Below are 4909 nucleotides of genomic sequence, written 5' to 3'. Positions count from 1 at the left end.
TCAAGCGGTCGAGGTCGGGGACGTGCACCGCCATTTCAGGGCCCTCCGAAAATTGCAGCGCCGGGTCGATCGGGTCGTCTCCGGCGGCCAGCGAACCAAGCTGTGGGCGAACCCGTACCGCGCTAGCCTCGATCACGCGTGGCCATGGGTCAAGAGAGGAAAATACGCGGCCGACCGGCCGGCCGACCAGCTGGAGCGACGGGTGCGCCCGGGGCACGCGCGCATTGAGGCGGTATGGCTTGCCCCGCGGATCCCCACACACACGCGTTTTCCGGATATTCTTGAGCGCGCCGATGTCGGATTTCGAGGGTAAAGCGGACTCTCTGGCGCACCTGTCAGATTATTTGCTTATAGCCGCAAGCGAATATTTCGCATCTTTTGGAAGGCGCCCGTTGTGATACCGTCGTCGGTAACAAGGACAGTCAACTGGGGAGTGTCGGTTAGGATATAATCAATGCAATGCCCCAACCAACAATTGATGGGACAAGTATCTGCATGAGCATCCCTTTGATCTGATCGCCTTTCAAAAAACCGAATATCAATAGTTCCCTTACGTTATGGACATATGTATGCAAGATATAATGTGTGTATACATATGTCCCTAGAACAAATGCAGCATAGCCGCAGAAAAAAACAAACGAACCCTCGGCAAAGCTGGAACCATCTTGAGATCCAGCATAGAATGCAGGAAGAAATGCAAATACAGCAGCCAACATCTTAGGTTTCTCTAACTATTAAACTGTTGATAGATTCACAGATCCCAAATTATCACGTATTATATCTACTGCTCCTGGGAAGACGGCCAAGTACTATCTTCACATTATTCAAAAATTTCCCCTTAGCCTGCCCCGCGAACTGTACCACCTAATTGCTCTGTTTGGAAAACTGAGATTCCAGATTGAAGTGCACGACTTGGCGCCTTGACGGACATGGCATGGAACGGGGCGGGAGAATCAAATGCAGAGCGAAGTAAACTGTCCGTTGAACTTCCTTTAACGTTGTCTGGCTACCCGAAGCCCAATACCACTAAGCCTGAAGTCTGCAAAATAACCGTTGCGGAACGCGGAGCGCAAATATTGTGGTTGGTTATGCCATGTTCCACCGCGAAGAATTCGTTTCCTGCATGGCCCCTGTGTCATCGGACCCCCTGTGACAGGCGTATGCTCATAGTTTTCAGCCCAGCAATCAGCTACCCATTCTGCTGCGTTTCCGTGTATATCATGCAGGCCGAATCCATTTTCCGGGTATGAACCCACAGCAGTTGTTTTTCTAAATTCGTCACCATAATTTGCTTTCGTTGAATCAATATTGTCGCCGAAACTATAATTTGTAGTAGACCCGGCTCGTGCTACATACTCCCATTCCGACTCGCTCAACAGCCGATATTGTTCACCGGTTGTACTGCTTAACCAATCTACATATGATTGCGCATCACGCCAGCTGACACACACTGCCGGGTGATCCGCGTCTTGTGTAAATGCCGGATCGGCCCAGCTTTTTGTTAAATCCATGTTGAAACTCGGTAGGTCATAAACTTCACAGCCGTCATCTGGTGAGAAGGTGGAATCCTGAAGAAAAAATGCGTACTGTCTACGGGTGACTTCATACTTACCGACAGAAAAATTGTTTTCGATTATTACGCGATGCTGCGGTTTCTCATCATCCCTGCCCATATCCGAGCCCATGAGAAACGAGCCTTTCGGAATTTCGACCATTTCAGGGCACTCAATGCAATCTCGAAATGATCTTACGGTTTGAGAATTTACGTTAGCGGAAATTACAAGTATTCCAAAAATTACAATGATGATGAAAAAATATTGAAAATTTCTAATTTCTTTATTTGCGAGAAGGTTCATCGCAACTCCGGAGGACAGTATGTGCACATTGTCCGTCGTCAGAGAATTTGAGATTTACGGCGGGCTGAATTAGGAGAGACCCTGGCCCATCTGGCCGGTCATTTTAGGCGGCGTTTTTCCGGTGTTGCAAGCGCCGGTGCTCCATGGTCTGGCGTTTGATCTTCTCCCTTTCCAGCAGGGTGATGTGGCCACGTCCGAAGTAGACGTCGGCGGGCGTGAGATTGCCCCGGCTCCAGCTTCCAGCGCACCTCTCCGCATGTCTGCTTTCAGCCAAGAGGAGACATTCGGCCGTCCGTCGTCGAGGAACCAATTTCGAGTTTGACACATTCTCGAATTGCATGACTATCATGATGGCGATGTCACCTACTCCTATGGGAGACGCGGTTATGATCCCCGCTCGAAATCCCCTTCTTTTCCTAGCCTGCATGACATTGGTCGCCGGTTGCGCGGAGAGCCGTCAATTGATGCCGACACCGAGCCTTTACGCTGACGAGACAGCGCCGTTGTTTGGTGAGCTGGCACCAGAGTTCACCAGCACGCAAGTCGAGCTCATCTACGTGACCGACCGGGCGCCGGAGACCGATGAGGCGGGCAATCTCACCTATGGCTTCAATCGTTCGAATTCCCTGGCGGTCGGAACGACGGTCATTGATCTGGGTCAGAATGCCACCTGGGACGAACTCGTCGCTGCCAGCCTAACCCTGACGCGGTTCGGAAAATTCGAACTGCGTACGGTCTCGACGACCGAGTTCGCACGCCTGCCCGCCACGCCAATACCGTACCAAGTGATCGACGGTCAGGTTGTGGAGGATTCCGACGCGGTCGCGGCGCGAGACGCAAGCCTCGCCCGTATGAGGGCAGAAGTCTTACGGCGCTTGGCGCTGACGCCCCGCAAGGACGTGTTCCTTTACGTGCATGGCTACCACAACACGTTCGAGGATGCCGCTTTTGCCCTGGCGGAGCTGTGGCATTTCTTCGGCCGCGAAGGACTGCCGATCGTCTACACCTGGCCAGCGGGTTATCCCGGCTTCTTCGGCTACACCTACGACCGCGAATCCAGCGAGTTCACGGTCTTCCACCTCAAGCAAGTCATCAAGTGGTTGTCCGAGCAGCCTGAGATCGAAAATATTCATCTGATCGCGCATAGTCGCGGTACCGATGTCCTGTTGTCCGCCTTCCGCGAGCTCGTCATTTGGGCCCGAGGCGCGGGCGTCAGCGCACGCGACCAGTTAAAGATCGCGAATCTGGTTATCGCGGCGCCAGATATCGATGTGCAAGTCCTCAGTCAACGGGTCGCAGCCGAGCGCTTGGCTCTCGAAGTCGACCAGGCGACGCTTTATTCGTCGCCGAATGACGAGGCGATCGGTATAGCCGAGACCCTCTTCGCCAGTCCTCGCGGGCGTTTGGGAACGATAAGCATCAGCGAGCTCACGGAAGAAGAGTTGGCAAGGATGAAGGTCAACGCGGCCCGGGTGACAGTTGTCAATTTCGAAGGCGAGTCGACCGGCTACGGCCATGATTATTTTCGGACCAACCCCGCCGTTAGCTCCGATCTCGTATTGATGCTGCGATACGGCTTCAAACCGGGCGAAGCCGGACGCCCTTTGGAACATATCGGACTCAATTTCTGGAGAGTTCCGCCCGGTTATCCCGCCGGCGCGAAGATTGAGTGAGACCGCCGGATTGGCATGCGCCAAAAGCCGATAGCGTTAGCCTCCTCTCCCAAATTCCAACATGGGCGAACGTCATCACGTTCGATGTCCGCACTGGGTCATGTGTGGGCGGCGCCCTGCTGACAAGGGTTTTCTGGTTGTGATGCAAGTGGTCGGGTGCAGTCATGTGTCCGGCCTGTCGATGCGGTGATTTTTGGACCGCTGGCCCTGGTGGCGTTCGCGGATCGAGTCCCAATCGTCAGCTCGCGCTCGAAGCGCCTTGACCCAAAGCAGTCATAATGGGGGAGCGGTAAGGAGCACGATCGTGAAACACGTATGTGTTGTTTCATCCATAATTCTCGCATTCGTCATCAGCGCTTGTCAGACAGCCGTGGAACGCCAGACACCTGTCCAGTCCAGACCAATCAGCACGTATACTGGCTATTGGCAGGGAGGGATCACTTGCAAGCTGTCCGGTTACGACGATCTTCCCCGGCACCTTGAGGTCGAAGTAAAGGACGGTGAGGCGCAGCTTTCGCACCTAGGCAACTGGGGAACGTCCGCCACAACAACGATCGATAGTCAGGGCGTTGCCTCTTGGAGCGGGACCTATGACAACCACCATGGCGAAAAGTTCAAAAAGTACACGGTAAAGGGTTATTGGGACGGCACCAACTTCCATATCAGCGCTAGGCGGGGACCTTGGAGATGCAATGGCAGCATCACTATGGATACGGACAATATCCCAGGCTTGAGCGCAAGGCCACTGCGATTCAAGACCTTCGACCCAGGCGATTACGGACCCGTCATGTCGGGAAGCGGGCAGATCATGAAAGAGCACACCCTACGCGGAAAGCTTTTCTATGACCAAGACACGCCCGATCCCAAGCCACTTGTTGTCTTGATGCACGGTTTCGGCGGCATTGGTGGTGCCAAAGCTTTCTTTGTAGAGATGCCAAAGCGCATAGCAGAAGTAGGCGGCGCTACCTTGGTTATCCGCCACAAGCTATCTATCGACATTCCCGGCCGCACCGTGGACACCTTCAAGGGCATAGAGGCTGCGGTGAAGAAGTTCGATTTCATAGATCCGGACCGTATCTATCTCGTTGGACTAAGCGCAGGCGGCATGTCCGCGCTCAACATGGCTCAACATGCCATCTACGATAGGCTCAACGAGGGCTCCTACTCGATCGCCGGGATGGTGCTCGCCTATCCGAGCTGCCGCGTGAAGTTCGTGGAGAACGATGTCCTCCCCATCCCGGTGACAATACTTGCAGGCGCCAAAGACAAAGAAACGCCGGCGTCGGATTGCGCCAGTTACATCGAGGAGGTAGGTGGCCAAAATTTCATAACGCTTACGCTCTTCCCAAATGCCGGACATAGTTGGGCCTTCTCCCATGG

6 protein-coding genes are annotated in these 4909 nt (G+C 53.9%); 3 read left to right on the top strand and 3 right to left on the bottom strand.

From position 1 onward, the window contains the following. Positions 1–313: hypothetical protein (locus O6944_07055; GenBank protein ID MCZ6718891.1), on the top strand; the 313-nt coding region annotated here is incomplete at its 5' end. Positions 314–440: 127 nt separating this feature from the next. Here O6944_07055 and O6944_07050 read toward each other — a convergent pair. The 3 genes from O6944_07050 to O6944_07040 form a co-directional block, all read right to left on the bottom strand. After that, positions 441–716, bottom strand: a complete 276-nt coding sequence (locus tag O6944_07050) for a hypothetical protein (GenBank protein ID MCZ6718890.1) — start codon at positions 714–716, stop codon at positions 441–443. 276 nt (positions 717–992) lie between these two features. Then, entirely contained in the window at positions 993–1856 is an 864-nt protein-coding gene (locus O6944_07045; GenBank protein ID MCZ6718889.1) for a formylglycine-generating enzyme family protein, read from the bottom strand. Positions 1857–1959: 103 nt separating this feature from the next. After that, a complete protein-coding gene (locus tag O6944_07040) occupies positions 1960–2130 on the bottom strand; it encodes a hypothetical protein (protein MCZ6718888.1) in 171 nt (56 codons plus the stop codon). Between the two features lie 151 nt (positions 2131–2281). Between O6944_07040 and O6944_07035 the strand changes: the two genes are divergently transcribed. Both O6944_07035 and O6944_07030 read left to right on the top strand, forming a co-directional pair. Next, complete coding sequence (locus O6944_07035) at positions 2282–3529, top strand: alpha/beta hydrolase (protein ID MCZ6718887.1); 1248 nt, start codon at positions 2282–2284, stop codon at positions 3527–3529. 304 nt (positions 3530–3833) lie between these two features. Beyond that, positions 3834–4909 (top strand): alpha/beta hydrolase fold domain-containing protein (locus O6944_07030; GenBank protein MCZ6718886.1); only part of this gene is annotated, 1076 nt, incomplete at its 3' end.

Source organism: Gammaproteobacteria bacterium (assembly GCA_027296625.1).
Classification (GTDB): domain Bacteria; phylum Pseudomonadota; class Gammaproteobacteria; order JAKEHO01; family JAKEHO01; genus JAKEHO01.
This window is presented reverse-complemented; position numbering and strand designations above follow the sequence as displayed.